Source organism: Acidovorax sp. GW823-FHT01C06, from assembly GCF_058798375.1.
Window position 1 is genome coordinate 786,098 of sequence record NZ_JBXAKN010000001.1, and the last position, 26,248, is coordinate 812,345.

The window sequence follows — 26,248 nt, forward strand, 5'->3', positions numbered from 1 at the left end:
GGACGCATCCCGCACTCGGGGCTAACCCTGATCGGTCCCGGCGCATATTGACGCAGTGCGCGGCGGGGCGCAATAAGGGTTGCGTCCGATAGGCGCACCCCGGGGCGCCCTCCGGCAGGGTCGGGGAAGGCGCGCAACACCCTCTGAGAGAACGCCATGTCCGTACAGATAGAGACCGAGGACCGTGTCACGCTGGTGACACTGCACCGCCCCGACGTGCGCAATGCCGTGGACGCGGCGACCGCGCGAGCGCTCCACGCCGCGTTCCTGGCGTTCGAGCAGGACGGCGCGGCCGACGTGGCGGTGTTCCATGGCGCTGGCGGGCATTTCTGCGCGGGCTGGGACCTGCAGTCGGGGGCGCGGCTGCAGGCGCAGGGCGTGGCGCCCGAGGCGCTGGCCGGATCGCTCGATTTCACGGCCGACACCCCGTTGCCGCTGGGGCCGATGGGCCCCAGCCGGTTGCACCTCACCAAGCCGGTGATCGCCGCGGTCAGCGGCGCGGCCGTGGCCGGTGGCATGGAGCTGGCGCTGTGGTGCGACCTGCGCGTGATGGAGGAGGACGCGTACTTCGGTGTCTTTTGCCGCCGCTTCGGCGTGCCGCTGATCGATGGCGGAACCGTGCGCCTGCCCCGCCTGGTGGGCCTGTCGCACGCGCTGGACCTCATCCTCACCGGCCGCAAGGTCGGGTCGGCGGAGGCCTTGCGCATGGGGCTGTGCAACCGCGTGGTGCCCCCGGGGCAGGCGCTGCAGGCGTCGCTCGCGCTGGCGCGGGAGATCGCAGCATTCCCGCAGGCCACGCTGCGCGCCGACCGGGCCAGCGCGCTCGCGGCCGAAGGGCTGCCGCTGCAGGAGGCCCTGCTGCGCGAGTGGGCGGGGGGCCGGGCGTGCCTGGCCGACGCCCTGCGGGGAGCGGCGCGGTTCGCCGACGGGCAGGGACGCCATGGTGATTTTTGAGTGAAAATGGCCGCCAGCGCTTATCGTGAAAGCGCAGTGCGCTATATAAAATATAGCAAATGACGTTCGTGGGCCCGAGCTGCCCGCGCGCACTCCCCCAGGAAACCCATGAGCAAATCCACCACACCGCCCCCGCAAGCCTTCGAGCCCGACTTCATTGCCGGGCTCAAGGCCATCTTTGAAGAGAAGATCGTGTTCAACCAGGTGCTGGGCCTCAAGATCACCTCCCTCAAGCCCGATGGCGTGGTGGGCCGCATCGACATGAAGCCGGACCTGGTGGGCCACTATGCGTACAACCGCATCCACGGCGGCGTGATCAGCGCGGGGCTGGACGCCATGGGCGGGCTGGCCGTGATGGCGGCCATCGGCGCCAAGCACATGGACGAGGCGCCCGAGCAGCGCCTGCACCGCTTTGCCAAGCTGGGCACCATCGACCTGCGCATCGACTACCTGCGCCCCGGCATCGGCAGCCACTTCGAGCTGCGCGCCAACGTGCTGCGGCTGGGCTCGCGCGTGGCCAGCACGCGCATGGAATTCCTCGGCCCGGACGGGGAGATCATGTCGGCGGGGGCCGCGGCGTACATCGTGTCGTAGCGCCCTGAGCGGCTTCACCGCCAACGCGCTGCGCGCGCACCCTCTTCGGACACGGGGGCGAGGTCACGGCCGTTGCCGCGCCCCATCGCGTGGATGTGTGATCCCGCAAGCCTTGCAAGCGCATGCTACGGACGAACCGTTTGGTTACCGTTCTTGCGTAACGAAGGCATCTTTCACAGGGCCCCAAACCTACGATGACTTCTTTTCAAGGAGATCTGATGGCCGTGCAAAATCCCTTCTTTGGCAAGCGTGAACCTGAGTCGTTCCAACCCCGCCATGGCGCCACCACTTCATCATCCTCATCTGCCGCCTCCAGCCTGAGTGGCACGGCGGCCAGCAGCGCGGCCACGGCGCAGTCGGTGGCCGGCACCGCCGCCAACCGGTCTTCCAGCGACTCCTCGGGCAGCAAGCTCACGGTGGGCCCCAACATCAAGCTCAAGGGCGTGGAGATCACCGATTGCGACACGCTCGTGGTCGAAGGCACGGTCGAGGCCACCATGGATTCGCGCGTCATCCAGATCTCTGAAAACGGCGCCTTCCGCGGCTCGGCCGAGATCGACATCGCCGAAATCCATGGCGAGTTCAATGGCACGCTCACCGTGCGCCAGAAGCTCGTGATCTACAGCACCGGCAAGGTCAACGGCAAGATCCGCTACGGCAAGCTGGTGGTGGAAGAGGGCGGGCAGCTCGCGGGCGAGATCGAGGCGGGCTTTGCCAGCGGCGCGTCGTCGTCCGGCGCGCAGCGCACGGCGTCTGCACCGCTGCGGGCCGAGCCCACGGCGATGGCGGCCTGATCCGCATCGCGGCACACAGATAACCAGGGCATTCAGGCACCCGCGGCAGCCCGGCCTGGCTGGAGCCGTCACGGGTGCCTTGTGCCGTCCTGCGTGCCGGTGGCGGCGCGGCGCGGGTGCGGAGAAGGCGGCATGGAAATGGCTTTGTAAAATTTCCACGTCGTCCTGCACTCCGGGCGCGCTTTCTTCGCGCCATCGCCACCATGACACGAGTTCTATTTGCCACGTGCCTTGCCCTGGCTGCGCTCAACGCCTGGCCGCAGGCCGAGCCGTCCGAGCCCGTGCGGCGCGCCACGCGGCAGCCGGTGCAGCGCGATGCCGCGCCCGGCCCCGCGCAGGCACCCGCACCGGCCGGCGCCCTCACGCCCTTCGTGGATGCCCATGTGCACCTCAACAGCCTGCCGATGCAGCTGGAGCTCATGGCGCGCTGGGGGGCCAGCCACGCGGTGGTGTTCTGGGGCGGGCGCAGCAGCAATGAGTCCGTGGCCGAGGCCGCGCGCCAGCACCCCGGCGTGCTGATTCCGTTCGCCTCGATATCGCCCGAACGCACGGCGTACCGGCCGCACTGGGAGCACAACGGCGTCGAACTGCTCACACAGCTCGACGCCATGCTGGCGACCGGCCTCTACAAGGGCATCGGCGAAATCTCGGTGGCGCACTTTCCCTCGGCCGGCTTCGCGGAGACGGACTTCGGCGTGGTCGGCCCGATGATGGCGGGCATCCTGGAGCTGGCCCGCAAGCACAAGGTGCCGGTGATGGTGCATGTCGAAAGCACGCGCATGGCGGAGCTTTCACAGCTCTTGCAGCGGTTCCCGGATGTGCCCGTGATCTGGGCGCACGGGGGCTATACGCCGCTGTTCCTGGCGCGGCGCATGCTGGAGCGGCATCCCAACCTCTACTACGAACTGAGTGCGCGCACCTGGCCCCACCATCCCCGCTCGCCGGACTACACCATCCTGCGCGATGGCACGCGCGTCTGGCCCGAGTGGCTGGCGCTCATCGAGGAGCAGCCCGGGCGCTTTCTGGTGGGAACGGATGCGAGCCACCGCTCGGCCGCGAGCGACGACATGAAGTACGCGAGCGTGCAGGGCTTCCTGGCCCAGCTGTCGCCTGGCGCGCGCCAGCAGGTGGCGCGGGGCACGCTGATGCGGCTGGTGGGGCTCGGGCAGCCCTAGGCCGCATGCCGGTCCGGGCCTTCCCGGAAAGCCTGCGCAAAGGCCGGGCCGTGCGGGGCCGTTTCTCCCCTACGACGGATTCGGCGCCAGCTTGGGCACGGGGCGCGGGCGTCCCTGCTCGTCGATGGCCACGTAGGTGAGCCGCGCCTCCGTCACCTTCACGTACCGGCCCTGCTCGGCAAAACGCTCGGCATACACCTCCACCTCCACGGTGACCGAGGTGTTGCCCACGCGCGTGATGGACGAGAAGAACGACAGGATGTCGCCCACGCGCACGGGCTGCTTGAAGATGAACTCGTTCACTGCCACGGTGGCCATGCGGCCCTGCATGTAGCGCGCGGGCAGCACCGAGCCGGCGAGGTCGACCTGTGCCATCACCCAGCCCCCGAAGATGTCGCCGTTGCCATTGGTGTCGGCGGGCATGGGGATCACCTTGAGCACCAGTTCCTTGTCGGAGGGCAATGCGGCGGGGGGCGGGCTGAAAACGGCAGACATGGGCACAATCTCGGTTGGGGCTGAGCCAATCCTTGGGGAACCAGGGGTTTCATCACAGGCTCGCGCCCTGCAAAAAACCACCTGGGCATCAGCCGGGTCGGTAAAAACAACAACTGGAATTGTCCCCCATGCGCCACCACGGCGAAACCGCCCCTTCCGCCATCGCCACCATTGCACCGCCTGCACAGTCCGACTGGAGCACCCTGAACCGCCTGCTGCCCTACCTGTGGCAGTACAAGTGGCGCGTGATCGCCGCCATCGTGTTCATGGTGGGCGCCAAGGTGGCCAACGTGGGCGTGCCCCTTCTGCTCAAGACGCTGGTCGATGCGATGAACTTCAAGCCCGGAGACCCGGCGGCGCTGCTGGTGGTGCCCGTGGGGCTGCTGGTGGCCTACGGCGCGCTGCGGCTGTCCACGTCGCTGTTCACCGAGCTGCGCGAACTGGTGTTCGCCAAGGCCACGCAGGGGGCGGCGCGCTCCATCGCGCTGCAGACCTTCGAGCACCTGCATGCCCTGAGCCTGCGCTTTCACCTGGAGCGGCAGACCGGCGGCATGACGCGCGACATCGAACGCGGCGTGCGCGGCATCGAGTCGCTGATCTCCTTCACGCTGTTCAACGTGGTGGCCACGCTGGTCGAGGTGGTGCTGGTGCTGTCCGTGCTGGCCGTGAAGTTCGACGCCTGGTTTGCCTGGATCACGCTGGCGGCGCTGGCGTTCTACATCGTCTTCACGGTGCTGGTGACCGAGTGGCGCACCCAGTTCCGGCGCGAGGCCAACGAGTTCGATTCGGCCGCGCACACCAAGGCCGTGGATTCGCTGCTCAACTACGAGACGGTCAAGTACTTCAACAACGAAGGCTTCGAGGCCCGCCGCTACGACGAAAGCCTGGAGCGCCTGCGCCGCGCGCGGCTCAAGAGCCAGACGACGCTGTCCCTGCTCAACACGGGGCAGCAGCTCATCATCGCCGCCGGGCTGGTGGCCATGCTCTGGCGCGCCACGCAGGGCGTGGTCGATGGCCGCATGACACTGGGCGACCTCGTCATGGTCAATGCCTTCATGATCCAGCTGTACATCCCGCTCAACTTCCTGGGCGTGATCTACCGCGAGATCAAGCAGAGCCTGACCGACCTGGACAAGATGTTCACGCTGATGGACAAGGAGCGCGAGGTGGCCGACCGCCCCGGCGCATTGCCCCTGGCCGGGCTGGACCAGCCCGCCGTGCGCTTCGAGGACGTGCATTTCGCCTACGAGGTGCGCAAGGGCGGCGACCTTGGCAGTGGCCGCCCCATCCTGCAGGGCATCAGCTTCGAGATCCCCGCGGGCAAGACGGTGGCGGTGGTCGGGCCCTCGGGCTCGGGCAAGTCCACGCTGGCGCGGCTGCTGTTTCGCTTCTACGACATCCAGCAGGGCCGCATCACCATCGCCGGGCAGGAAATCCGCGCCGTGACGCAGGCCAGCGTGCGCCAGGCGATCGGCATCGTGCCGCAGGACACGGTGCTGTTCAACGACACGGTGGCCTACAACATCGCCTACGGCCGCCCCGGCGCCAGCCAGGCCGAGGTGGAAGCGGCCGCGCGCTCCGCCCGCATCCACGACTTCATCGCCAGCACCCCCAAGGGCTACGGCACCATGGTGGGCGAGCGCGGGCTCAAGCTCTCGGGCGGCGAGAAGCAGCGCGTGGCCATTGCGCGCACCCTGCTCAAGAACCCGCCCATCCTGATCTTTGACGAAGCCACCTCGGCGCTGGATTCGGCCAACGAGCGCGCGATCCAGGCCGAGCTGCAGAACGTCTCGCAGAACAAGACCACCCTGGTGATCGCCCACCGCCTCTCCACGGTGGTGGAAGCGCACGAGATCCTGGTCATGGACGTGGGACGCATCATCGAGCGCGGCACGCATGCCCAGCTGCTGGCCCTGGGTGGCCGCTACGCGGGCATGTGGTCCTTGCAACAAGAGAGCCCCCCCGAGTCGTCTGCGGCGCTTTCTCCCTGAGGGGCGGCACCCCCGCCATGGGGCGGCCCTTGCCGGGTGCCTCTCGCGCGGGCCGCGCCGGTTTTTGTACGCTCTGCGCGCAAGGAGACGATGCACGCCGCACGGCTCTTGTTCTCGCAGTTTTTTTCCATTGACATTGCATTGACCCATGAAGCCTGTCCTGCTTGCCCTCATGTTCCTGTCCGAAGAGCACATCGCCCAGATGGCTCAGACCTTCGAGGTGGTCTACGCCCCCGACGCGCCCCAGGCCGCGGCTGCCATTGCGCAGCATGGCGGGCGCGTGCGCGTGGTGCTCACCATCGGTGCCGTGGGCCTGAGCCCCGCGCAGATCGACGCATTGCCCGCGCTCACCCTCATCTGCGTGCTGGGCGCGGGCTATGAGAACGTGGCCGTTGCGCACGCCAAGGCGCGCGGCATCGTGGTGGCCACGGGCGCGGGCACCAACGACGACTGCGTGGCCGACCACACCTGGGGCCTGCTGATCGCGGCGCAGCGCCGCATCCTGGCGCTGGACAAGGCCACGCGTGCGGGCATCTGGCGCACGGCGCTGCCGCTGCCGCCCAACGTGTCGCACAAGCGCCTGGGCATCATCGGGCTGGGCACCATCGGCAAGAAGATCGCGCAGCGCGCGCTGGGCTTCGAGATCGAGGTGGGCTACCACAACCGCAGCGTGCGCACCGATGTGCCCTATCGCTACTTCGCAGACGTGGCGGCGCTGGCCGGATGGGCGGACTTCCTCGTGGTCGCCACGCCGGGTGGTGCAGGTACCAGGCACCTCGTCAATGCCGCTGTGCTGGATGCCCTGGGCGCACGCGGCGTGGTGGTCAACATCGCGCGCGGCAGCGTGATCGACACGGCTGCCCTGGCCGCCGCGCTGCGCGAAGGCCGCATCGCGGCGGCGGGCCTCGATGTGTACGAAAGCGAGCCCGCGCCCCCGGCCGAGCTGCTGGACCTGGACAACGTGGTGCTCACGCCCCACGTGGCGGGCTGGTCGCCCGAGGCGGTGCAGGCCTCGGTGGACCGGTTCATGGAAAACGCCCGGCGCCACCTGGCGGGCGAGGCGCCCGTCACGGTGGTGTGACAGAAGGTTCAATAGTGATATCGGCTGCTGGCGCTTGCTGGACAAGCGCTGGCAGCTATTCCATCAGGAGCGACTCATGCCCGTCGATTTGAATGCGCTGCAGGCCCGGCTGCGTGTGTTTGCGGCCGAACGGCAGTGGCAGCCGTTCCATACCCCCAAGAACCTGGCCATGGCGCTGATGGTGGAGGCGGCCGAGCTGGCCGAGATCTTCCAGTGGATGACGCCCGAGCAGTCGCGGTCGGTGCGCGACGACCCGGCGCTCAAGGAGCCCATCGCCGATGAAGTGGCCGATGTGCTGCTGTACCTGCTGCAGCTGGCCGACCATGCGGGCGTGGACCTGGCCGAAGCGGTGGAGCACAAGCTGCGCAAGAACGCCGTCAAGCACCCCGCACCAGAAAACCTGGAGTGAACGGGGGCGCCTGCACCGGTGTTGCATGCCGGGTGCTCTCCATTTGGCGGTGACGGGACGCCCATGAAAAAGCCCCGCCAGGGCGGGGCTTTTTCATGCTGCACGCACCGGCTTACTTTCGTGCGCCGGTGATGGCATTGCTCACTTCTTGCGCGCGGCGATCGCCTTCTCGGCCGAGCCCACCAGGTCGGCGCCGATCTGGCCCTTCCACTTTTCGTACACGGGGCGCGTGGCCTTCACGAAGGCATCGCGCTCGGCGGTGGAGAGCTGCGTGACGGTCACGCCATTGGCGGCGATGTCCTTGAGCAGGGGCTTGTCGGCCTCGACAACGCCTTTGCGGGCAATAGCAATCTGTTCTTTGCCTGCCTCAATTGCGGCTTGCTTCACGATCTCTCGGTCGGCCGGAGTCCAGCTCTTCCAGATGTCCTTGTTCACCACAAAGACCAGTGGGTCCACCACATAGCCCCAGATGGTGATGTACTTTTGGGCAACTGTATGCAGTTTGGCAGCTTGATAGACGGCAAGTGGATTTTCCTGACCATCCACAGCACCACTGGCAAAGGCGGGCTGAGCATCCGCCCAGCTCATTTGAGTTGGGTTGGCGCCTAGCGCCGTAAAAGTGTCAATAAATAGTGGAGAGCCAGTGATTCGAATCTTCATGCCTTTCAAGTCGTCCGGCGTTTTGATTGGGCGTTTGGAATTGGAGACTTCTCTGGAGCCGTTCTCGCCCCAGGCCAGGGGCATCACGCCCGCCTTGTCCAGGGTCTGGAAGATCTGCTTGCCCACGTCGCCCTGCGTCACCGCGTCCACCGCCGCGTAATCGGGGAACAGGAAGGGCAGCGAGAACAGGTTGAGCTGCTTGACCTGGGGCGACCAGTTGATGGTGGAGCCCACGGCCATGTCGATCACGCCCTGGCGCAGCGCGCTGAACTCGCGCGTCTGGTCGCCCTGGATCAGCGAGACGCCGGGGTACAGCTTGATGTTGATGCGGCCGTTGGTGCGCTCGCGGACCTTGTTGGCCCAGAGTTCCCCGCCCTTGCCCCAGGGGAAGGCGGTGCCCAGCACCAGCGACATGCGGTACTCGCTCTTGTAGGCCGTCTGGGCAATGGCGGCGGGGGCGGTGAAGGCGAGGGCGGCCGCAGTGGCGACGGCGGAAGTGAGGAAAGTGCGCAGTTTCATTGTTTCAGTCTCCTTGTAGAAATCAGGGGTCAATGTGTGAATCAATAACCGAGTTTGGCGGGCAGCCACAGGGCCAGTTGCGGGAAGGCGATCACGAGCACCATCACCAGGAACATGGCGAACAGCATCCAGCCCACCCAGCGCACGGTGGATTCCATGCGCACGCCGGCGATGCGGCACGAGACCATGAGGTTCACGGCCAGCGGCGGTGTGAACTGGCCCAGGGCCACCTTCAGGGTCAGGATCACGCCGAACCAGACAGGGTCCCATTTGTAGAACTGCATGATGGGCAGCAGCAGCGGCACGAAGATCAGGAAGATCGAGATGCCGTCGAGGAACATGCCCACGGTGATGAGCAGCACGATGAGCAGCGCCAGCACGCCGTATTCGCCCAGGCCGGAGTTCACGATGGCGTTGGCCACCGGGTCGATCACGCCCAGCGTGGACAGCGAATACGCAAAGATGCCCGCGAGCGACACCACGATGAGGATCACGGCCGACAGCTCGCCCGATTCGCGCAGGATGGGGAACAGGTCGCGCACCTTGATCGTGCGGTGGATCACCATGCCCACGAACAGGCCGTAGAACACCGCCACCACGGCGGCCTCGGTGGGCGTGAACCAGCCAGCGCGCATGCCGCCCAGGATCAGCACCGGCGCGGCCAGGCCCCAGGTGGCCTCGCGCAGGCTCTTCCAGAACGGGGGGCGGGGCATCGTGGCTTCCAGCGCGCCCATCTTGTGCTTGCGGGCCATCCACACGGCCGGCACGATGAGTGCGATGCCTGCCAGGATGCCGGGGATCATGCCGGCTGCGAACAGCGCCGGCACCGAGGCGCCGGGCACCAGCACCGAGTAGATGATGAAGGCGACGGAGGGCGGGATCAGGATGTCGGTGGCGGCGGCTGCCCCCACCACGCTGGCCGAGAACGAAGGCGGGTAACCCGCGCGCGACATGGCCGCGATCATCACGCCCCCCACGGCGGCGGCGTTGGCCGGGCCCGAGCCCGAGATGCCCCCGAGAAACATGGCCACCGCAATGGCCACCAGCGGCAGCATGCCCGGGCCGCGTCCGACGATGGCCACGGCGAAGTTCACGAGGCGCAGCGCCACGCCCGAGCGGTCGAAGATGGAGCCGACCAGCACGAACATGGGGATGGCCAGCAGCGGGTACTTGCCCAACCCGGCGTAGAAATTCTGCGGCACGGCCAGCAGGCCGAACCACTGGCTGTCGGCATTGGCCAGTGCGATGGCGGCGGCGCCCGCCAGGCCCAGCGCGGCGCCGATCGGCACGCCCACGAACATCAGGCCCAGGAAGGCCACGAACAGGAGCGTGGCGATCATGGCCGGGCGTCCTCGGCGGCTTCATCGGTGGCCCCGGGCGCCGCGCGCGTGCGCCGCACCAGCAGGCCGACGGCCCGCGCCGCGATCAGCGTGGACAGCACGGGCAGCCAGATCGAATACCACCACTGCGGCACGCCGATGCCGGGCGAGGTCTCGCCGAAGCGGTAGTCGTCCCACACCACGCGCACGCTCAGCACCGCGATCAGCCCGAACAGCAGGGCCACGGTGATGGCTCCCAGCTGCGCCAGGCGCCTGCTGCGCAGGGCCGAGCCGCCTTCGGCGAAATACTCGATGCGGATGTGCTGGTCGCGCGCCACGGCGGCGGAGCCCGCCACCAGGGCCAGCACGATCATCAGGAACACGGAGATTTCCTCCGTCCAGGCGAAGGAGGAGTTGGTGAAATAGCGCACCAGGACATTGGCGAACGTGATGAGCGCGAGCGCCGCCATCACGAGGACGGTGAGCCAGTCTTCAAGGCGCAGCGAGCGGGGCTCGGCGTCGGGGCTGGCAGCGCCGGGCGATGCATCGGCCGCGGGCCCGGGGGGGGAAGAGGAGGACATGGGAGCAGGGGTGGAGGGGAACAAACATATGCGAATGCCGGCCGCCCTGCCCGGCGGTGTTGTGCACCGGGGGCTGGGGCGAATCCCGCCCCGAGCGCAAAAAAAGCGCGGTAAGCGCTGCTTTCTATTATGCGATGGTTGCTATGCATGCACACCATTGGTGCGCCTGGGGCGGGCTGTGAAAACCCTCATATCTTTACGAAGCACGTCCGCGGGCGCGCGCGGATAATGCGCCCATGGAAACCAAGTGGCTAGAGGATTTTGTCAGTCTTGCGGAAACGCGCAGCTTCAGCCGCTCCGCCCAGTTACGCCACGTGACGCAGCCCGCCTTCTCCCGGCGCATCCAGGCCCTGGAAGCCTGGGCGGGCACCGATCTGGTGGACCGGAGCTCCTACCCCACCCGCCTCACGCCCGCCGGCAAGACCCTGTACGACCAGGCGCTGGAAATGCTGCAGGCACTGCAGAACACGCGCGCCATGCTGCGCGCGCACACCAGCGCCGGCAAGGACATGATCGAGTTCGCGGTGCCGCACACGCTCGCGTTCACCTTCTTCCCCGCCTGGGTGTCCAGCCTGCACGACAAGTTCGGCCCGTTCAAGAGCCGCCTCATCGCCCTGAACGTGCACGACGCCGTGATGCGGCTGGTGGAGGGCGGCTGCGACCTGCTGATCGCCTACCACCACCCTTCGCAGCCGTTCCAGCTCGATGCCGACCGCTACGAGATGGTGAGCCTGGGGCAGGAGGTGCTCTCCCCTTACAGCAAGGCCGACGCGGAAGGCCAGCCGCTGCACCGCCTGCCAGGCCGCGCCGGGCAGCCGCTGCCCTACCTGGGTTACGCGCCCGGTGCCTACCTGGGGCGCGTGACGGAGCTGATCCTCAAGGAGTCCGGCACGCCCATCCATCTGGAGCGGGTGTACGAGACGGACATGGCCGAGGGCCTCAAGGCCATGGCGCTCGAGGGCCATGGCGTGGCCTTCCTGCCGCACAGCGCGGTGAAGAAGGAGCTGCGCTCGCGCCGCCTGGTCAGTGCGGCGCCGCCCGATACCGAAGGACTGCAGATGACCATGGACGTGCGCGCCTACCGCGAAAAGCCCGCGGGCAAGGAAGCCCCCAAGGGCACGGCGCAGGCCCTGTGGACCTACCTGCAATCCCAGGCAGGGTCATACTAAGGGTAAATGCGGATATAAACACTTTGCATAGTTGCGCGCGCAAACGGCATTGGAATTTCACGGTAACGACACGTACAGTCTGCGCCATCGACGGGTCGGTTACCGCAGCGCGCGCCCTCTGAAGGCCCCTCGGTGGCACGAACATTGCAAATCCGATCCATCCACTCACCGAGACACCGTATGAACGTTCAGCATTGGGGAATTGCCTGGGGCCTTGCCGCCCTGTGCAGCGCTTTTGCGACTTCTGCGCAGGCCTCGGTGCTCGAGCGCATCGGCGCTGGCGGCAAGCTGGTGATCGCCCACCGGGAATCGTCGGTGCCTTTCTCGTACATCGACACCCAGTCCGGCAAGCCGGTGGGCTACGCGATGGATCTGTGCCTGCGCCTGGCCGAGGTGGTGCGCAAGAAGACCGGCAAGAAGGACATGGAGGTCGAGTTCGTGGCGGTCACGCCGGCCAACCGCATCGCGGTGATCGAGCAGGGCAAGGCTGACATGGAGTGCGGCTCCACCACCAACAACGCCGAGCGGCGCCAACAGGTGGCCTTCACGATCCCCCACTTCATTACCGGCGCGCGCCTGCTGGTGAAGTCCGCCAGCCCCATCGACCGCGTGGAAGACCTCAACGGCAAGAAACTGGTGTCCACCAAGGGCACGACGCCGCTGAAGGCGGCCGAGCAGGCCAACCGCGAACGCCTGATGGGCATCACCATCGTGGAGGCGCCCGACCATGCCAGGGCCGTCGAAATGGTGGAAAAGGGCGAGGCCGACGCCTTCGTGATGGACGACGTGCTGCTGTACGGCCTGGCGGCCGGGCGGCCCGACCCCAAGGCGCTCAAGGTGGTGGGCCGCTTCATGACCACCGAGCCCCTGGCCATCATGCTGCCCAGGAACGACCCCGAGTTCAAGAAGCTCATCGACGAGGAGATGCGCCGCCTGATCACCAGCCGCGACATCTACCCGATCTATGACAAATGGTTCAACAAGCCCATCCCCCCGAACAACACGGTGCTGAACCTTCCTGTCAGCTACTTGTTGCGGGACTTCTGGAAATACCCTACCGACCAGGTCCCGTTCTGACTAATATCCCTGGTCGAGGTTTCCATTTTGGAGAATGCGGTCTGCCGGTACCCCCGGCAGGGTCGAATCTCTAGAATCCATCCCTTTTTTCGCTTCACACACAAGGAGATACCAATGAAGAAGCATTTGCTCGCGGTTGCCGTGACCGCCCTGGCTGCAGGTAGCGCTTTCGCTCAGGCCACCGACACCCTGGCCAAGATCAAGGCCTCGGGCAGCGTGACGCTCGGCGTGCGTGAGTCTTCCGGTCTTTCCTACACCCTGGGCAACGGCAAGTACGTAGGCTTCCACACCGAAATGGGCGAAGTCGTCCTGGCCGACATCCAGAAGCAGCTGGGCCTGCCCAAGCTGGACGTCAAGTACCAGCCCGTCACGTCGCAAAACCGCATCCCCCTGGTGACCAACGGCACCGTGGACTTGGAGTGCGGATCCACCACCAATAGCGCAGCCCGCCAGAAGGACGTGGCTTTCGCAGTGACCACCTATGTGGAAGAAGTGCGCATCGTCACCAAGGCCAACTCGGGCATCACCTCCGTGAAGGACCTGAACGGCAAGACCGTGGCCACGACCACCGGCACCACCTCGGTGCAGACCCTGCGCAAGCACGAACGTGCTGGCGGCGTGGACTTCAAGGAAGTCTTCGGCAAGGACCATGCCGACAGCTTCCTGATGCTGGAAACCGGCCGTGCCGACGCGTTCGTGATGGACGGATCGATCCTGGCCGCCAACATCTCCAAGTCCAAGAACCCCGCCGACTACAAGATCGTCGGCGAAGTCCTGAACGTGGAACCCATCGCCTGCATGCTGCGCAAGGACGACCCCGCTTTCAAGAAGGCCGTGGACGACTCCATCAAGCGCCAGATCGCGGACGGTTCGCTGGCCAAGCTGTACGACAAGTGGTTCATGCAGCCCGTGCCACCGACCAACACCAAGATCGGCCTGCCGATGTCTGAAGCCACCAAGGCGGCCTGGGCATCGCCTAACGACAAGCCCATGGAAGACTACGCAAAGAAGTGATCTTCTGAGCGCTTGTGCCCCTTCGGCCAGCCGGTTTGAAGGGGCTTTTTTGTTGGGCTCGCGCGCGGTAGCGGCCAACGCAACACCAAGAATTAAAGGGGTGCTCCTATGAGTTGGGATTGGCAGGTGTTCTGCCAGGACACCATGGACCGGGAAGTCGTGCAAAGCTGCTTTGGCAAGGGCGGCGACATCACGTACCTGGACTGGATGCTGTCTGCCTGGGGCTGGACGGTGTCTGTTTCTCTGCTGGCACTTGTGCTGGCACTTGTTTTGGGCTCTTTCATCGGCACGCTGCGCACTCTGCAGGACCGGCCGGTGATCGTTCGGCTGGGCAATGCCTGGGTCGAGCTATTCCGCAATATTCCGCTGCTGGTCCAGATCTTCCTCTGGTACCACGTCCTGCCGAGCCTGTTCCCGGTGCTCAAGGGCGTTCCGGGGTTTGCACTGGTCGTGCTGGCCCTGGGCTTCTTCACCTCGGCGCGTATCGCCGAGCAGGTGCGTTCGGGCATCCAGACGCTGCCACGCGGCCAGCGTTATGCCGGCCTGGCGGTGGGGTTCACCACGTTCCAGACCTACCGCTATGTGCTGCTGCCCATGGCGTTTCGCATCATCATCCCGCCGCTGACCAGCGAGACGATGAACATCTTCAAGAACTCGTCGGTGGCGTTTGCCGTGTCGGTGGCCGAACTCACCATGTTCGCCATGCAGGCGCAGGAAGAAACCTCGCGCGGCATCGAGGTGTACCTGGCCGTGACGGCGCTCTACATCATCTCGGCCTTTGCCATCAACCGGATCATGGCGTTCATCGAGAAGCGCGTGCGCATCCCGGGCATGGTCGTGGCCAGCAGCGCAGGCGGAGGTCATTGATATGAATCTCGACTTCTCCTTCTACAACTGGGATCTCATCTCCAATTTCGTGCTCAAGGGGCTGTACTTCAGCCTGCTGCTCACCTTCGTGGCCACCATTGGCGGGGTGATCTTCGGCACCGTGCTCGCGCTCATGCGCCTGTCGGGCAAGAAATGGCTCGACGTGCCCGCCACCATCTACGTCAACGGCATGCGCAGCATTCCGCTGGTGATGGTGATCCTGTGGTTCTTCCTGCTGGTGCCCGCCATCATCGGGCGGCCCATCGGCGCGGAAGTGTCGGCCGTGGTGACCTTCATCGCGTTCGAGGCCGCCTATTTCAGCGAGATCATGCGCGCCGGCATCCAGTCCATCCCGCGCGGACAGGTGCATGCCGGCCAGGCGCTGGGCATGACGTATGGCCAGAACATGAAGCTCGTAGTGCTGCCGCAGGCGTTCCGCAACATGCTGCCGGTGCTGCTCACGCAGACCATCATCCTGTTCCAGGACACGTCGCTGGTCTACGCCATCGGCGCCTACGACATGCTCAAGGGCTTCGAAGTGGCAGGCAAGAACTTCGGCCGGCCCATCGAGGCCTACCTGGCGGCCGCCGTCCTGTACTTTGTGATGTGCTACGCGCTGTCCTGGATGGTCAAGCGCCTGCACCAGAAGATCGCAATTATTCGGTAGCCCCCTGAGTCGCCTTCGGCGCCTTCCCCCGAGAGGGACGACGCCAGTGGCCTGGCAAAGCCAGTTCCACGGCGTCCTCGCATGGGGCCGGATCGGTCTCATGCGCAGCGCCCTGAACAAGTGACGAGAGAAGAGATTGGAGAAAGAAATGATCGAACTCAAGAACGTATCCAAGTGGTATGGCCCCGTGCAGGTGCTCAACGAATGCTCGGCCACCATCAACAAGGGTGAAGTGGTGGTGGTGTGCGGGCCCTCGGGCTCGGGCAAATCCACGCTGATCAAGACCATCAACGCGCTGGAGCCCTTCCAGAAGGGCGAGATCACCGTGGACGGCATCCGCCTGCACGATCCCAAGACCGACCTGCCCAAGCTGCGCAGCCGCGTGGGCATGGTGTTCCAGCATTTCGAGCTGTTCCCCCACCTGTCGGTGACGGAGAACCTGACGATCGCGCAGATCAAGGTGCTCGGCCGCAGTGCGGACGACGCCAAGAAGCGTGGCCTGAAGATGCTCGAACGCGTGGGCCTGATGGCGCACAAGGACAAGTTTCCGGGCCAGCTCTCGGGTGGCCAGCAGCAGCGCGTGGCGATTGCCCGTGCGCTGTCGATGGACCCCATCGTGATGCTGTTCGACGAACCCACGTCCGCGCTCGACCCCGAAATGGTCGGTGAGGTGCTGGACGTGATGGTGGGCCTGGCCAACGAAGGCATGACCATGATGTGCGTGACCCACGAAATGGGCTTCGCCCGCAAGGTCAGCAACCGCGTGATCTTCATGGACGTGGGCGGCAAGATCCTGGAAGACTGCTCCAAGGACGACTTCTTCAACAACCCCGACGCCCGCCAGCCGCGCACCAAGGACTTCCTCAACAAGATCCTGCAGCACTGATGGCTCCCCCTGAGTCGCCTGCGGCGCCTTCCCCCAGGGGGACGCCACCGGTGGCCTGGCAAAGCCAGTTCCCCGGTGGCACTGGCTTGGGCCGCGCCAGTTTCATGCAGCGAGTGGCGTGCAGGTGTTCAGGATTAAAAGCAAAAAGCGCTCTTCGGAGCGCTTTTTTTATGGGCGCATGCAATGCCAAGGAGCCCAGGCTAACGCTTGCCCCGCCGGCCGGCCGGCGGGCTACCCTCCACGATGAGCTGCGACTCAAAATCCGTCCACAGGTCGTCGCGATGCTTCAGGGCCTCGGACACGGCCTTGTGGCGCAGCTGGGCCACGGCCGACACCAGGGCGTTGCACAGGAAGAAGGCCGCGGTGTACGAGTCGAACGGCGATGCGTTGGAGGTGCGCACCTGAAGCCGGTGCTGGGCCAGCCGCGCCAGCGGCGCGGCCGCGCTGTCGGTGATGGCCAGCACCTGTGCGCCCGCGTCGCGAAAGCGCTGGGCCACCTTCACCGGGCCGCTCGCATAGCGGCGGATGCTGAAGACCAGCAGCGTGTCCTCGGGCTGCACCCACAGCAGCTGGTCGGTGGTCGCCACGGCGCCCACGCCCAGCTCATGCACCCCGGGGCGGCACATGTTCAGGTGCAGTGCCAGCCACGCGGCCACGGGCGCGCTGTTGATCTGGGCCAGCACGAACAGGCGGCCCCGCGCCTGGGCGATGCGCCGGGCGATGGCCTCAAAGGCCGCCATGTCCAGGCCGTCGCGCGTGGCGGCGATGTTGTGCTGGTCGTGCAGCAGCGCATCGTCCAGGCACTGCTGCAGGCTGCGCTCCGTGCCGATGGTCACCGGTGCGCGCTGGCCGGCCGTTTGCAGCAGCGCCGTGACTTCGCCGCGCGCCTCGCGCTGCGCCTGGGCATAGCTTTCATAGCCCAGCTTGGCGAACAGCCTCACCACCGTCGATGCGCTCGTGCCGTTGCGCGCCGCCAGCGCCGTGGCGGACTCCAGCAGCGCGTGCGGGTAGTCGCGCCCCAGCGCCTCGGCCAGCGTGCGCTCGCTGGTCGTGAGTTCGGCGCCCTGGCGGGCCAGGCGCTCGGTCAGCAAGCCGGCGGATTCTTGCAATGATGATTTCATGAATGTCTCTTTTATGAAAAATGTATTGCAAACAGAGGCAGCGCGTGCAACACTTCGGCCCAATTTTCGCCCCGCGTTCAGGGGCAGGACCCAAGGACACAGATGCAGGATACCCTTGAAACAAGCGGCTCCCAGGTGCGCCGGCGCGTCCTGGACTGGCTCGCTGGCCAGTCGCAGGCCATGCAAGACCTGTTGCAGAAAGTCGTGAACATCGACAGCGGCAGCCGCGACGAGGCGGGGGTGACGGCCGTGGCCACCGTCCTGCGCGAGCGGCTCGAGGCCGCCGGCGTGGCCGTGCGGTTCGAGCCCGTGCCGGGCTATGGCGTGCTGCTGCATGCCCACGTTCCTGGCGCCACCGACGGCCCGCCCATCGTGCTCATGGGCCACATGGACACCGTGTTCCCTTCGGGCACCGTGGCGCGGCGCCCCTTCCGCGTGGAGGACGGCCGTGCCTACGGCCCGGGCGTGGCCGACATGAAATCCGGCCTGGTGATGAACGTGTTCGTGGCCGAGGCCTTCGCGCGCTGCGGCGGGCTCCAGGGGCCGCTGCAGCTGTTCTTCTCGTGCGACGAGGAGATCGGCTCGCCCGCCACGCGCGAGCGCATCATGGCCCAGGCGCGCGGCGTCAAGGCGGTGCTCAATGCCGAGCCGGGACGCGTCAGCGGCAACCTGGTGACGAGCCGCAAGGGCTCGATGGTGGTGGAGTTCGAGGTGGAGGGCGTCGCCGCCCACGCCGGCATCAACCACGCGGCGGGCGCGAGCGCCATCGAGGCCCTGGCCCGCAAGACGCTGGCGCTGCACGCACTCACCGACCCCGCCATGGGCACCACCGCCAACGTGGGCGTGGTGCAGGGCGGCATCGTGCCCAACATGGTGGCGCCGCACGCCAAGGCCGCGGTGGACCTGCGCTTCACCTCGGACACCGACCCCGAGGAACTGCTCGCCAGGGTGCGTGCCATCGTGGAGGAGGAATCCGTGCCGCGCACCAAAGGCCGCATCACCGAATCGCGCCGCACGCTGCCCATGAAGCCCACGCCCGACGCGCTGCTGGCGCTGTACCAGCGCGGCGCCCAGTCGTTGGGCTTCGAGGTGCAGGGCGAATTCACCGGGGGCGCGGCCGACAGCGGCCTCACCGCCTCCGTGGGCGCGCCCACGCTGTGCGGCACCGGCCCCGTGGGCGGCCACCCGCACACCGAGCGCGAGTACTGCGAGCTGTCCACCTTCGTGCCGCGTGCCCAGGCCGTGGCGCTGGCCATCCTGGACCATCCCTGATCCCTCCCCATTCCTTTTCGAGAGAAGACCCCATGCATTCCACACAACCCAACCGCCGCCATGTTCTTTCCGCCGGCCTGGGGCTGGGCCTTGCGGGCCTGGCGCCGGTAGCAGCCCAGGCGGACGAGAAATTCCCCTCGCGCCCCATCACCCTGGTGGTGCCGTTCCCGCCCGGCGGGTCGGTGGACATCATGGCCCGCCAGTATTCCGAGCCGCTCTCGCGCGTGCTGGGCGTGCCCATCATCGTGGAAAACCGCGCGGGCGCGGGCGGCTCGGTGGGCGCGTTGTACGTGGCGCGCGCCAAGCCCGACGGCTACACGCTGGTCGTGTCGTCGCAAAGCAGCCACCTGGCCAACCCGCTCACCCAGCCCAAGGTGGGCTACGACCCGGTCAAGGATTTCGAGAACATCGCCATCCTGGGCCGCCAGCCCAACGCGCTGGTGGTGCACAGCAGCCTGCCGTTCAAGACGTTCGCCGAGTTCGTGGCCTACGCCAAGAAGAACCCCGGCAAGCTCAACTACGGCAGCGGCGGCGTGGGCAGCATGGGCCAGCTCAACGTGGAGATGTTCAAGGCCGCCACCGGCGCCTTCACCACCCACATTCCCTACCGTGGCGGCACGCCGCTGATCACGGCCGTGCTGGCCAACGAGGTGCAGTTCATCCTAGACAACCTGGTGATCATGCTGCCGCACGTGCAGGCCGGCAAGGTGCGTGCCCTGGCCGTGGCGGCCGACCAGCGGCTGGCCCAGCTGCCCGACGTGCCCACCATGGCCGAGGTGGGCTATCCGGAGCTCAACCTCACCTCGTGGACAGGCCTGGCGGCCCCCGGCGGCACGCCCGATGCCATCGTGCAGACGCTGTACAAGGCCGTGCGCCAGGTCGCCACCTCGCCCGCGATGCTGGCCAACCTCAAGGAGCGCGGCGTGATCGCCCCCGAAGAGATGGCGCCCGCCGCCTTCGAGAAGATGATGTCCGAGCGCCTCGTGAAATTCGGCGAGGTGGTGCGCAAGGCGGGCATCACGGCCGAATAAGGGCCGGAAAGCTTGGTTTTTGAGTGATTTTGGCCGCTGGCTCTTGTCTATCAAGCGCTGGGTGCTATGAAATTAATAGTATCGAAGCCGATGGGGCAATGCTGCCCACGACAGCCGCCCTCCACACCCCCATCGACTCCCTCGCCATCACCCGGCCCGACGATGGGCACCTGCATGTGCGCGACGGCTGGACGTGATGGTGGACCTGGTCCACGAGGGCATGACGCATGATCTGCGTGACCCCCGAAATGGGCTTTGCCCGCAAGCTGGCCAGCCGCGTGATCTTCGTGGACGTGGGCGGCAAGATCTTCGAGGACTGCTCGAAGGACGACTTTTTCGGCCACCCGGAGGCGCGCCAGCCGCGCACCAAGGACTTCCTCAACAAGATCCTGCCGCACTAAGAAAAGTCTGTACCTGCTGCTTCACGCCTGCGGCCCTTCGGGGCCGTTGCCGTTGGCGGGCAGGTGGATGCGCGGCACGTTGCCCAGAAGGCGCAGCAAGTCCTGCTGGCGCGTGGCGCCGGTCTTGGCAAAGATGGAAGAGAGCTGCGAGCGCACGGTGCTGATCTTCACCCCCAGCTCGGCCGCGATCTCCGCTGGCGCGCTGCCGCGCAGCAGCGGCGGCAGCACACGGGCCTCGGCGGGGCTCAGGCCGAAGATGCGCATGACGAAATCGGACACGGCCGAAGGCGCCTGCGCATAGCGGGCCAGCAGCAGCATGCACGCGCCGGGCTGCGCCCGTGCGCCTTTTCCTTCGATGGGCAGCGCCAGGGCCAGGAGTTGGGACGCCGCGCTGCCCAGCACCATGCCGCCGCCGTGCCCGCGCGCGCAGGCATGCACCAGCTTGCCCAGCGGATCATGCGCCGCCACGCGCGCCGGCAGGCTGCCCAGCCAGCGCGCCAACTGCGGGGCCGCCACCATGGCCCCCACGCCCTGGTTGGCGTACAGCACCTGGGCCGCCGGGTCGAGCATGACCACGCCAAAGTCGAGCGCGTCCAGAAAGCGGTGCAGCAGCGTCACCTGCTCCTGCAGGCGGCGCGTGATCCAGTGCAGGTCGAACGCGCGCACCACGTGCGGAAAGATCAAGTGCATGCGCGCGATATCGCCCGCGTCAAAGTTGGGCTGCTCGGGCCTGCGAAACAGGCTCAGGTGCGAGGGCGGCGCCAGCCCCGGCACGCTGCCGTCCGACACCGCGCACACCAGCAGGTATTCGGCGGACAGCGGCGCCAGGTACTCGCGGTAGAAGCGGCTTTGGCGAAAGACGGGCAGCGGCACCAGGTCGCTGCCGCGAAGGACATTGCCCTGCACGAACAAGCCCCGGGCAACGCCTTGCTCCAGCCAGATGTCGTGCTGCCACCAATAGTCCGAATAGGCGCGGGCCGCTTCCTCGGAATGGTTCCAGGCCGCGAAGAAGCTCTGGTCGCGCTGCCCCTGGCCGGCGGCCACCAGCATCGAGAAACTGGCATCGAAGGCCTCGGCCAGCACGCGCAGCGCGTCGGGCCAGGCGTCGTCATGGCCCACGGCGCCGTACAGCGCGTGCTGTACGCGGCTGAAGGTGGCCAGGGGCATCTCGGCTGGCTGGCTCATGGCGATTCCTGGGGGGTGGTTCCTGAAGACGCCTGTTGTGGCACATCGCCCGCCGGTGGGCAATGGGGCGTGCATCGGCGCAACGCGGGAAGCGCGGTGGAAATGGATGAAAAAGGCTGCCAGCGCTTATCCACCAGGCACTGGCAGCTATGAAAAAGATAGTTTCAAGACCGCCGCAGGCGCCGTATGTGCCGCATGCCCAGCGCCGCGCTGGCCAGCGCCAGCAAGGCCAGCGCCCATTCCGAGAGGGTCGGGATGGCCGTGGCGGCGGCCGCAGGCGCCAACCCGTCGTCGTTGAGGATGGTGCCGGTGCCCAACGCCGTGCCCAGCGTGGCGCCGACGGGGTTGGAGAGCGTGATCTGGAAGGTCTCGTCGGGCTCCACGGTGGTGTCCCCCTGCACGACCACGGGCAGGGTTTTGGTGACGGGGTCGCCGGGTGCCCAAGAGAGGCCAGGCAAGGCCAGCACGTAGTCCCCGCCCGCGCCCGCAGTGGCCGTGACGGGCGTGTGGGCCACAGCCACGCTGACGGGAGTGGTGGGCACGGCCGAGAGCGTGACTGTGAAATTCATGACGGTGACGCCCGCGTTGCCTTCTACGACGCCGACGCTGTCGATGGACACGGTGGGCGCTGCGCCCCAGGTGCCGCCCGGCACCCCCGCGCTGGACGTGGCGGTGGATGAGCCTGCGGCCAGGCAGACGTCGGGCGTCCCATCAGGCGACGGGCCTATGTTTGCAGCAGGACACCAGAGAGTGATGAACGCTGAACTGGTGGATGCGGGGCTGATGTAGATCAGGTCGAATTCGTCGCCTTCGCCGTGCGGCCCTGCCGGGGGTGAGTTCAGGGCCGAATACGTCCATCTCACAAGCTCGACCTCGGCGCTGGTGATGGCGCCTGCGCCGTCGGTGGACACCCGGAACGTGAATATCCGCGACGCACTGCCCGACGAGATGGTGGACACGCCGTTGTTGAACCAATAGCCCGTGATGCTGGGGATGATGTTCGCGTTCACGAGATTGTTGCCCAGTGGCCCCGCCGTGGTGAAGTAGCCGGTGACGCGCTGGGTGTTGATGAATGTGCCGCACTCGTGGGGCGACGCGCATGTCGTGTCGTTGAGGATGGTGCCGCCGGCTGCGCCGTAGTAAGCGCCCGTGTACACGTAGGTCTCCGCCTGGGCGCCCAGGGTGGAAAGCGCTGCCAAGAGCGCGGCAAGCCAGCGAAGCATAGGGGGACTCCTCGTTCTGTTATTCATCATTTTTGATAGCTGCCTGCGCTGAAGGGACGGGCGCTGTAGGTCGTTTTGACCAAATTTCCGCGCAGGTGGCCCAATGCCACCGCCATTGTTGGAAACACCGCCGCAAAAAGCATCCGTCAAATGAAGGAACGAACCGAGCCTGTGCTGTGGTGGTGGCTTCAGGGTGGCCTGAACAGCCGGTCGTGCCGGCCGGCTTCCTCGGACACCAGCCATTCGATCAACTGCTGGCGCGAGCCCAGTTGCAGGCGGTTCATCAACTCGCGGTTGTAGGTCTTGAGCGTGAGCAGGGTGATGCCCAACGCCTGCGCCAGCTCGGCCAGGCTGGCGCTGCGCGTGCCCGCCACCACTAGGCGCTTCTCGCGCGGGCTGAGCGGCCAGCCCGCCAGCCGTCGTGCCACCGTGATGTCGATCGCCTCGAAGTAGCGGATGCCCACCACCACCAGCGCCTCGGCCGGGGCGCCCTGGCCGTGCATCTTCTCCAGCACGAACTCGAACCGGCCCCAGGGCTGGTGCAGGCACACGCGCCGCTTCAGCTCCGGCTCGGGCTGCCCGAACATGGCGCGGGCGGCATCCCGAACTTGCGCCGGCAGGGCGCGCCAGTCCATGCGGGCCCATTCCAGCGTGTGCATGTTGGCGCCGCCCTGCAGGTACAGCAGCCGGGCGGCTTCCTGGCTGCGGGCCGCCAGCGCGCCATCGGGCCGGATCAATAGGCTGGCTTCGCCCGCCAGGGCCGTCTCGACCGGTACTGGCGCCTGCCAGGCGTGGTGGCGCCGGTCCAGCCCGGCCAGCGCCTGCGTGCCCCGCCACAGGCGCGCCTGCTCCTGGTCGGTGAAGGGGCCGCTTTCGGGCGCGCGGTACACGCTCAGAAAGCCATAACCCTCGCCCTGCGCGATGCGCACCGGGGCCAGGGTGGCCCAGCGCTGGCCCTGTGAGCCGAACACTTCATCGAAGAACACCGTGCGCGCGAACGCGGGTGCGGCGACGAACTGGCGAAATGATTCACCCCGGCTGTCCCACTGCGCTTGGATGGGGCACAGCGCAAAGAACTCGCTGGCGTGGCTGATCCACCACTGGTAGGCGCGCAGGCTCATGTGCTCGGTCATGAACGCGGTGGGGTTCATGCCGGCGTCAGTCCAGCCGAAGCTGCCCACGGCGCAGTCCACGCGGCTGCGCACGACGGCCAGGATGCTGGGCATCAGCGCCAGGCTGGGATAAGGCAGATCGGCCAGCAGGCCCAAATGAGCCAGCCAGTCGCGCTCGGATGCAAAGGCCGGGTCGATCTCCACGCCTGGCAGGCTGCTGGGACGGTAGCGCACGGGGGCTTTCTGGTCGGTGTGGTCGCACAGCATGCCACGGCCGGACGTTCGGCAACCCTCCACCGCGGTGGAGTTACGCGGCGCCGGTGCGATACCTACATTGCCTCCATCCCCAATGACACAGAGGACGAGATGAGGGCTCACCGAAATTCCTACACCCCCGGCGCGCGGCGCGCCCGGCTTTCCCTGATTGCGCTGGCGCTCGCCACCTTGGCGGGTCTGCCCGGCCATGCCGGCGCGCAGACCCGGCCGCTCAACGACACCGGCCAGACCCAGTGTTTCGACGCCAGCCACGCCCTGGTGGCCTGCAACGTCGCGATCTCCGGGCGCCCCGGGCAAGACGGCCGCTATGGCCGCGACGCCGCCGCTGTCGCTGGTACGCTGGCCAAGCAGGGCGCAGGCGAAGCGGGGTTCGACTTCACCCGGCTGTGCATGAACGGCGACGCGGCCGGCGCCGGCGCCTGCGCCGCCAACCCGCCCGCCAATACCGGCGCCAGCCCCAACGCCACTGAATGGGCCTGCACGCGCGACAACCTGACCGGCCTGGTCTGGTCGCTGCAGACACGGTTGGAGTTCTGGGCCACGGCCAGCACGCCCGCTTTCGCCGCCGCAGGCCATAACGCCATCAGCCGCTGCGGCACCGGCACCGGTTGGCGCCTGCCCACCGAGGCCGAGTTGCTGACGCTGGCCACCTACGGCGGCAGCAACCCGGCCATCGATCAGGCCTACTTTCCGCAGACCGTGGGCTCCGCCCACTGGTCGTCCACCACGTCCGCCTTCCCGAACACTGCCTGGGCCGTGGACTTCGCCACGGGTGGCAACAATCTCTACAACACGCTCAGCGCGGCCTATGTGCGTCTGGTGCTGCCCAGCGGACTATGAACCCCACGCCCTTTACCGCCATGTCCGCCACCACCTCTTTCATCCGCGCCGCCGCCCTGATGCTGCTGGCGCCCGCCGCCTGGGCTGCGCCTTTCACCACCCATGCCGACGGCACCGTGACCGACGCCGCCACCGGCCTGGTGTGGGACCACTGCTACCTGGGCCAGCACCTCAGCGACGCGCACTGCCCGACCACCACCACCACGCCGCTGATGACCTGGGGCGAGGCGCTCCAGTCCACCGAGTCGCTGAACCTCCTCGCCTACAAAGGCCATTCCGACTGGCGTGTGCCCAACATCAAGGAACTGTTGTCGCTGCGCGACCTGGGCCGCGCCACCAGCCCGGCCATCGACCCCAACGCCTTCCCCGGCACGCCGTCCACCCTGTTCTGGACCTCCACCACGCTGGCGTCATTCCCGTCGTCCGCCTGGGTCGTGCAGTTCTCGTTTGGCGACACGGTGTTCAGCCCCAAGTCCGATCATCTGCACGTGCGCCTGGTGCGTGGCGGGCCGGCGCCCGCGGCTTTCGACGCCCTGGACACCACCGCGCCGCTCACCACCGCCGGCCCCACCGTCGTCACGCCCGGCACGGGCGGCGCCAGCGCCAGCGTCAGCGTGACGGTGAACGAAGACGCCACCGGCTACTGGCAGGTAGCGCCCGCCGGCCAGCCCGCGCCCACGTCCGCCGCGCTGGCGGGCGGTGGCGGCATGCCCATCGGCATGGCGGCAGGGGTGCCCGCGGGCTTTTCCGTCAGCGGCCTGACGGCAGGCACGGCCTACGTGCTGTATTTCGTCGCCCGCGACGGCAGCGGCAACCTGCAGCCGGGCGTGGTGGCCACGGTGTTCACCGCCGCGGCCGCCGTCGCGCCCACGGCCGTGCCCGCGACATCGGCCTGGGGGCTGGTGCTGCTGTCGGCGCTGCTGGCTGGGTTGGGCTGGCGCCGGGGACGGCCGTGTGCCTAGTCACCCAACGCGCTGGACAGTCCCCCAGCCCGAACGCTCATTCCGAAGCACGGGGAGCGGTCCGAGGAACGCCATCCTTCTGGCCGATGCCGTGCCGCTGGCCCAGGCCATCGAGGCGCGCTTCGAGCCGATGACCGCCGCGCAGCTGGACGCCGTGCTGGCGGTCGAGCAGGCCGCCTGCGACCCTCCGTGGACACGCGGCGCCTTCACCGACACGCTGGCCGCTGGCCACGAAGCGCAGTGCCTGCTGGCGGGCGACGAACTGCTGGGCTACTTTGTCGTCATGCGGGGCCTTCAGGAGGTCCGCCTGCTGAACATCGCCGTTGCGCTCGCGCACCAGCGCCAGGGGTGGGCGCTGGTGATGCTGGACGCGCTGGCGCTGTGGTCGCGTCTCGTGGGCGCCGAATGGCTGTGGCTGGAGGTGCGCGCCAGCAACGCAAGGGCGCAGAAGGTGTATCTGGAGCGGGGCTTCGCGCGCGTGGGCCTGCGCAAGGGCTACTACCCGCCGCTTCGGGGCGAACGCGAGGACGCTGTCGTGATGAGCCTGCGATTGCTGGAGCAAGAGTGACTGGT

General features: G+C 67.2%; 26 protein-coding genes and 1 pseudogene. 19 read left to right on the forward strand and 8 right to left on the reverse strand.

Annotated elements, in window-relative coordinates:
* Positions 1–156: 156 nt before the first annotated feature.
* The 4 genes from AC1RCS_RS03560 to AC1RCS_RS03575 all read left to right on the forward strand — a co-directional run bounded on the left by AC1RCS_RS03560 (position 157) and on the right by AC1RCS_RS03575 (position 3,517).
* The gene (locus AC1RCS_RS03560) at positions 157–954 is read left to right on the forward strand and encodes a crotonase/enoyl-CoA hydratase family protein (RefSeq protein WP_218340475.1); all 798 of its coding nucleotides are present in this window, start codon (positions 157–159) and stop codon (positions 952–954) included.
* Positions 955–1,062: 108 nt separating this feature from the next.
* Positions 1,063–1,548, forward strand: a complete 486-nt coding sequence (locus AC1RCS_RS03565) for a thioesterase family protein (RefSeq protein WP_218293238.1) — start codon at positions 1,063–1,065, stop codon at positions 1,546–1,548.
* A 218-nt stretch (positions 1,549–1,766) separates the two neighbouring features.
* Positions 1,767–2,342, forward strand: a complete 576-nt coding sequence (locus tag AC1RCS_RS03570) for a bactofilin family protein (RefSeq protein ID WP_218293239.1) — start codon at positions 1,767–1,769, stop codon at positions 2,340–2,342.
* A 203-nt stretch (positions 2,343–2,545) separates the two neighbouring features.
* A complete protein-coding gene (locus AC1RCS_RS03575; protein WP_492244317.1) occupies positions 2,546–3,517 on the forward strand; it encodes an amidohydrolase family protein in 972 nt (323 codons plus the stop codon).
* A 69-nt stretch (positions 3,518–3,586) separates the two neighbouring features.
* Here the strand turns inward: AC1RCS_RS03575 and AC1RCS_RS03580 are convergent, their stop codons facing one another.
* Positions 3,587–4,012, reverse strand: coding sequence for an acyl-CoA thioesterase (locus AC1RCS_RS03580; RefSeq protein ID WP_218293241.1), 426 nt, complete (start codon positions 4,010–4,012; stop codon positions 3,587–3,589).
* A gap of 128 nt (positions 4,013–4,140) precedes the next feature.
* Between AC1RCS_RS03580 and AC1RCS_RS03585 the strand changes: the two genes are divergently transcribed.
* The 3 genes from AC1RCS_RS03585 (at position 4,141) to AC1RCS_RS03595 (ending at position 7,493) form a co-directional block, all read left to right on the forward strand.
* Positions 4,141–6,003: an ABCB family ABC transporter ATP-binding protein/permease gene (locus tag AC1RCS_RS03585; RefSeq protein WP_492244318.1), complete on the forward strand. Its 1,863-nt coding sequence runs from the start codon at positions 4,141–4,143 to the stop codon at positions 6,001–6,003.
* A gap of 148 nt (positions 6,004–6,151) precedes the next feature.
* The gene (locus AC1RCS_RS03590) at positions 6,152–7,084 is read left to right on the forward strand and encodes a 2-hydroxyacid dehydrogenase (RefSeq protein WP_492244319.1); all 933 of its coding nucleotides are present in this window, start codon (positions 6,152–6,154) and stop codon (positions 7,082–7,084) included.
* Positions 7,085–7,160: 76 nt separating this feature from the next.
* Entirely contained in the window at positions 7,161–7,493 is a 333-nt protein-coding gene (locus AC1RCS_RS03595; RefSeq protein ID WP_492244320.1) for a nucleotide pyrophosphohydrolase, read from the forward strand.
* A 141-nt stretch (positions 7,494–7,634) separates the two neighbouring features.
* Here the strand turns inward: AC1RCS_RS03595 and AC1RCS_RS03600 are convergent, their stop codons facing one another.
* Genes AC1RCS_RS03600 through AC1RCS_RS03610 form a run of 3 tightly spaced genes read right to left on the reverse strand, consistent with a single transcriptional unit; the run spans position 7,635 to position 10,572 of the window.
* Positions 7,635–8,672: a DctP family TRAP transporter solute-binding subunit gene (locus tag AC1RCS_RS03600; protein ID WP_492244503.1), complete on the reverse strand. Its 1,038-nt coding sequence runs from the start codon at positions 8,670–8,672 to the stop codon at positions 7,635–7,637.
* A 41-nt stretch (positions 8,673–8,713) separates the two neighbouring features.
* Positions 8,714–10,012 (reverse strand): TRAP transporter large permease, encoded by a 1,299-nt coding sequence (locus AC1RCS_RS03605; protein WP_218293246.1) that lies wholly within the window; start codon positions 10,010–10,012, stop codon positions 8,714–8,716.
* Complete coding sequence (locus AC1RCS_RS03610) at positions 10,009–10,572, reverse strand: TRAP transporter small permease (RefSeq protein WP_492244321.1); 564 nt, start codon at positions 10,570–10,572, stop codon at positions 10,009–10,011. Before AC1RCS_RS03610 ends, AC1RCS_RS03605 begins: the two co-directional genes overlap by 4 nt.
* A 236-nt stretch (positions 10,573–10,808) precedes the next feature.
* Here AC1RCS_RS03610 and AC1RCS_RS03615 point away from each other — a divergent pair, with 236 nt between their 5' ends.
* The 6 genes from AC1RCS_RS03615 to AC1RCS_RS03640 all read left to right on the forward strand — a co-directional run bounded on the left by AC1RCS_RS03615 (position 10,809) and on the right by AC1RCS_RS03640 (position 16,252).
* Positions 10,809–11,741: a LysR family transcriptional regulator gene (locus AC1RCS_RS03615; protein ID WP_492244322.1), complete on the forward strand. Its 933-nt coding sequence runs from the start codon at positions 10,809–10,811 to the stop codon at positions 11,739–11,741.
* Positions 11,742–11,921: 180 nt separating this feature from the next.
* Complete coding sequence (locus AC1RCS_RS03620) at positions 11,922–12,818, forward strand: amino acid ABC transporter substrate-binding protein (protein WP_492244323.1); 897 nt, start codon at positions 11,922–11,924, stop codon at positions 12,816–12,818.
* A gap of 114 nt (positions 12,819–12,932) precedes the next feature.
* On the forward strand, positions 12,933–13,832 hold the full coding sequence (locus AC1RCS_RS03625; protein ID WP_492244324.1) for an amino acid ABC transporter substrate-binding protein: 900 nt from the start codon (positions 12,933–12,935) through the stop codon (positions 13,830–13,832).
* Positions 13,833–13,940: 108 nt separating this feature from the next.
* Positions 13,941–14,699: an amino acid ABC transporter permease gene (locus AC1RCS_RS03630; protein ID WP_218293251.1), complete on the forward strand. Its 759-nt coding sequence runs from the start codon at positions 13,941–13,943 to the stop codon at positions 14,697–14,699.
* Position 14,700: 1 nt separating this feature from the next.
* Positions 14,701–15,366: an amino acid ABC transporter permease gene (locus tag AC1RCS_RS03635; RefSeq protein ID WP_218293252.1), complete on the forward strand. Its 666-nt coding sequence runs from the start codon at positions 14,701–14,703 to the stop codon at positions 15,364–15,366.
* 148 nt (positions 15,367–15,514) lie between these two features.
* Positions 15,515–16,252, forward strand: coding sequence for an amino acid ABC transporter ATP-binding protein (locus AC1RCS_RS03640; RefSeq protein WP_218293253.1), 738 nt, complete (start codon positions 15,515–15,517; stop codon positions 16,250–16,252).
* 200 nt (positions 16,253–16,452) lie between these two features.
* On the opposite strand, the gene AC1RCS_RS03645 is transcribed toward AC1RCS_RS03640, so the two are convergent.
* Complete coding sequence (locus AC1RCS_RS03645; RefSeq protein ID WP_492244325.1) at positions 16,453–17,373, reverse strand: MurR/RpiR family transcriptional regulator; 921 nt, start codon at positions 17,371–17,373, stop codon at positions 16,453–16,455.
* Between the two features lie 102 nt (positions 17,374–17,475).
* Between AC1RCS_RS03645 and AC1RCS_RS03650 the strand changes: the two genes are divergently transcribed.
* The 3 genes and pseudogenes from AC1RCS_RS03650 to AC1RCS_RS03660 all read left to right on the forward strand — a co-directional run.
* A complete protein-coding gene (locus AC1RCS_RS03650) occupies positions 17,476–18,645 on the forward strand; it encodes a M20 family metallopeptidase (RefSeq protein WP_492244326.1) in 1,170 nt (389 codons plus the stop codon).
* Positions 18,646–18,677: 32 nt separating this feature from the next.
* On the forward strand, positions 18,678–19,676 hold the full coding sequence (locus AC1RCS_RS03655) for a Bug family tripartite tricarboxylate transporter substrate binding protein (RefSeq protein ID WP_218340465.1): 999 nt from the start codon (positions 18,678–18,680) through the stop codon (positions 19,674–19,676).
* A 187-nt stretch (positions 19,677–19,863) separates the two neighbouring features.
* Positions 19,864–20,077: pseudogene (locus AC1RCS_RS03660) on the forward strand (amino acid ABC transporter ATP-binding protein); the annotation flags it as partial.
* Positions 20,078–20,098: 21 nt separating this feature from the next.
* Here the strand turns inward: AC1RCS_RS03660 and AC1RCS_RS03665 are convergent.
* The 3 genes from AC1RCS_RS03665 to AC1RCS_RS03675 all read right to left on the reverse strand — a co-directional run bounded on the left by AC1RCS_RS03665 (position 20,099) and on the right by AC1RCS_RS03675 (position 23,864).
* Positions 20,099–21,262 carry a helix-turn-helix transcriptional regulator gene (locus tag AC1RCS_RS03665; protein WP_492244327.1) on the reverse strand — a complete coding sequence of 388 codons (1,164 nt, stop codon included), beginning with the start codon at positions 21,260–21,262 and terminating at the stop codon, positions 20,099–20,101.
* A 164-nt stretch (positions 21,263–21,426) separates the two neighbouring features.
* Positions 21,427–22,485, reverse strand: coding sequence for an IPTL-CTERM sorting domain-containing protein (locus AC1RCS_RS03670; RefSeq protein WP_492244328.1), 1,059 nt, complete (start codon positions 22,483–22,485; stop codon positions 21,427–21,429).
* 188 nt (positions 22,486–22,673) lie between these two features.
* Positions 22,674–23,864 carry a helix-turn-helix transcriptional regulator gene (locus AC1RCS_RS03675; protein ID WP_492244329.1) on the reverse strand — a complete coding sequence of 397 codons (1,191 nt, stop codon included), beginning with the start codon at positions 23,862–23,864 and terminating at the stop codon, positions 22,674–22,676.
* 99 nt (positions 23,865–23,963) lie between these two features.
* Here AC1RCS_RS03675 and AC1RCS_RS03680 point away from each other — a divergent pair, with 99 nt between their 5' ends.
* The 3 genes from AC1RCS_RS03680 (at position 23,964) to rimI (ending at position 26,243) form a co-directional block, all read left to right on the forward strand.
* The gene (locus AC1RCS_RS03680; RefSeq protein WP_492244330.1) at positions 23,964–24,713 is read left to right on the forward strand and encodes an Lcl C-terminal domain-containing protein; all 750 of its coding nucleotides are present in this window, start codon (positions 23,964–23,966) and stop codon (positions 24,711–24,713) included.
* 20 nt (positions 24,714–24,733) lie between these two features.
* On the forward strand, positions 24,734–25,675 hold the full coding sequence (locus AC1RCS_RS03685; RefSeq protein ID WP_492244331.1) for an Lcl C-terminal domain-containing protein: 942 nt from the start codon (positions 24,734–24,736) through the stop codon (positions 25,673–25,675).
* Between the two features lie 130 nt (positions 25,676–25,805).
* Positions 25,806–26,243 (forward strand): ribosomal protein S18-alanine N-acetyltransferase, encoded by a 438-nt coding sequence (gene rimI, locus AC1RCS_RS03690; RefSeq protein WP_492244504.1) that lies wholly within the window; start codon positions 25,806–25,808, stop codon positions 26,241–26,243.
* Positions 26,244–26,248 lie beyond the last annotated feature (5 nt).

Coding starts and splice junctions, on each gene's coding strand:
- AC1RCS_RS03655 (WP_218340465.1), top strand. CDS start 18,678: ATGCATTCCACACAACCCAACCGCCGCCATGTTCTTTCCGCCGGCCTG.
- AC1RCS_RS03560 (WP_218340475.1), top strand. CDS start 157: ATGTCCGTACAGATAGAGACCGAGGACCGTGTCACGCTGGTGACACTG.
- AC1RCS_RS03585 (WP_492244318.1), top strand. CDS start 4,141: ATGCGCCACCACGGCGAAACCGCCCCTTCCGCCATCGCCACCATTGCA.
- AC1RCS_RS03615 (WP_492244322.1), top strand. CDS start 10,809: ATGGAAACCAAGTGGCTAGAGGATTTTGTCAGTCTTGCGGAAACGCGC.
- AC1RCS_RS03675 (WP_492244329.1), bottom strand. CDS start 23,864: ATGCTGTGCGACCACACCGACCAGAAAGCCCCCGTGCGCTACCGTCCC.
- AC1RCS_RS03580 (WP_218293241.1), bottom strand. CDS start 4,012: ATGTCTGCCGTTTTCAGCCCGCCCCCCGCCGCATTGCCCTCCGACAAG.
- AC1RCS_RS03575 (WP_492244317.1), top strand. CDS start 2,546: ATGACACGAGTTCTATTTGCCACGTGCCTTGCCCTGGCTGCGCTCAAC.
- AC1RCS_RS03680 (WP_492244330.1), top strand. CDS start 23,964: ATGAGGGCTCACCGAAATTCCTACACCCCCGGCGCGCGGCGCGCCCGG.
- AC1RCS_RS03630 (WP_218293251.1), top strand. CDS start 13,941: ATGAGTTGGGATTGGCAGGTGTTCTGCCAGGACACCATGGACCGGGAA.
- AC1RCS_RS03635 (WP_218293252.1), top strand. CDS start 14,701: ATGAATCTCGACTTCTCCTTCTACAACTGGGATCTCATCTCCAATTTC.
- rimI (WP_492244504.1), top strand. CDS start 25,806: ATGACCGCCGCGCAGCTGGACGCCGTGCTGGCGGTCGAGCAGGCCGCC.
- AC1RCS_RS03610 (WP_492244321.1), bottom strand. CDS start 10,572: ATGTCCTCCTCTTCCCCCCCCGGGCCCGCGGCCGATGCATCGCCCGGC.
- AC1RCS_RS03650 (WP_492244326.1), top strand. CDS start 17,476: ATGCAGGATACCCTTGAAACAAGCGGCTCCCAGGTGCGCCGGCGCGTC.
- AC1RCS_RS03625 (WP_492244324.1), top strand. CDS start 12,933: ATGAAGAAGCATTTGCTCGCGGTTGCCGTGACCGCCCTGGCTGCAGGT.
- AC1RCS_RS03570 (WP_218293239.1), top strand. CDS start 1,767: ATGGCCGTGCAAAATCCCTTCTTTGGCAAGCGTGAACCTGAGTCGTTC.
- AC1RCS_RS03685 (WP_492244331.1), top strand. CDS start 24,734: ATGTCCGCCACCACCTCTTTCATCCGCGCCGCCGCCCTGATGCTGCTG.
- AC1RCS_RS03595 (WP_492244320.1), top strand. CDS start 7,161: ATGCCCGTCGATTTGAATGCGCTGCAGGCCCGGCTGCGTGTGTTTGCG.
- AC1RCS_RS03600 (WP_492244503.1), bottom strand. CDS start 8,672: ATGAAACTGCGCACTTTCCTCACTTCCGCCGTCGCCACTGCGGCCGCC.
- AC1RCS_RS03605 (WP_218293246.1), bottom strand. CDS start 10,012: ATGATCGCCACGCTCCTGTTCGTGGCCTTCCTGGGCCTGATGTTCGTG.
- AC1RCS_RS03590 (WP_492244319.1), top strand. CDS start 6,152: ATGAAGCCTGTCCTGCTTGCCCTCATGTTCCTGTCCGAAGAGCACATC.
- AC1RCS_RS03665 (WP_492244327.1), bottom strand. CDS start 21,262: ATGAGCCAGCCAGCCGAGATGCCCCTGGCCACCTTCAGCCGCGTACAG.
- AC1RCS_RS03640 (WP_218293253.1), top strand. CDS start 15,515: ATGATCGAACTCAAGAACGTATCCAAGTGGTATGGCCCCGTGCAGGTG.
- AC1RCS_RS03620 (WP_492244323.1), top strand. CDS start 11,922: ATGAACGTTCAGCATTGGGGAATTGCCTGGGGCCTTGCCGCCCTGTGC.
- AC1RCS_RS03670 (WP_492244328.1), bottom strand. CDS start 22,485: ATGCTTCGCTGGCTTGCCGCGCTCTTGGCAGCGCTTTCCACCCTGGGC.
- AC1RCS_RS03645 (WP_492244325.1), bottom strand. CDS start 17,373: ATGAAATCATCATTGCAAGAATCCGCCGGCTTGCTGACCGAGCGCCTG.
- AC1RCS_RS03565 (WP_218293238.1), top strand. CDS start 1,063: ATGAGCAAATCCACCACACCGCCCCCGCAAGCCTTCGAGCCCGACTTC.